At 62.3% G+C, this 857-nt stretch carries 1 protein-coding gene; it reads left to right on the top strand.

Annotation, left to right across the window (positions count from 1 at the left end; genetic code table 11):
• Nucleotides 1–857: AMP-binding protein (locus LCH65_RS26155; protein WP_226439950.1), on the top strand; the 857-nt coding region annotated here is incomplete at both ends.

The raw sequence follows: 857 nt of genomic DNA on the forward strand, positions 1-857 counted from the left end.
CGGTGGTGCCTACGTGCCGCTGGACCCGGACTACCCCGAGGATCGTCTGGCCTACATGATGAAGGACAGCGACATCGGTTTGCTGTTGACCCAAACGGCGCTATTGGCGCGTTTGCCGGTTCCGCATCAGGTGCAGAGCCTGTGCCTGGATCAGGACGGTGACCGGCTTGCAGGTTACAGCACCGCCAACCCGGTCAACCTCAGCCATCCATTGAGCCTGGCTTATGTGATTTACACCTCCGGCTCGACCGGCAAACCCAAGGGCGCGGGCAACAGCCATCGTGCGCTGGTCAACCGTCTGCACTGGATGCAGAAAGCTTACAAAATTGATGGCAGCGATACCGTTCTGCAGAAGACACCGTTCAGTTTCGACGTGTCGGTCTGGGAATTCTTCTGGCCGCTGATGACCGGCGCACGTCTGGCCATGGCGCTGCCGGGGGATCACCGCGACCCCGAGCGGCTGGTGCAGACCATCCGCGAGCATCAGGTCACGACCCTGCATTTCGTGCCGTCGATGCTGCAGGCGTTCATGACTCATCCCCAGGTGGAAAGCTGTGACACGCTGCGTCGGGTCGTATGCAGCGGTGAAGCACTGCCTGCCGAGCTGGCCGCTCAGGTGCTCAAGCGCTTGCCGCAGGCCGGTTTGTACAACCTGTACGGTCCGACCGAAGCAGCCATCGACGTGACCCACTGGACTTGTAGCGCCGACGATATCCTCAGCGTGCCGATCGGGCAGCCGATCGACAACCTGAAAACCCACATCCTCGACGACGGCCTCCTGCCTGCTGCACAGGGCGTGGCGGCGGAGTTGTACCTGGGGGGCGTCGGTCTGGCGCGTGGTTATCACAACCGTGGGG

Origin of the sequence: Pseudomonas sp. MWU16-30316 (assembly GCF_020515645.1) — a bacterium.
Lineage (GTDB): Bacteria > Pseudomonadota > Gammaproteobacteria > Pseudomonadales > Pseudomonadaceae > Aquipseudomonas > Aquipseudomonas cerasi.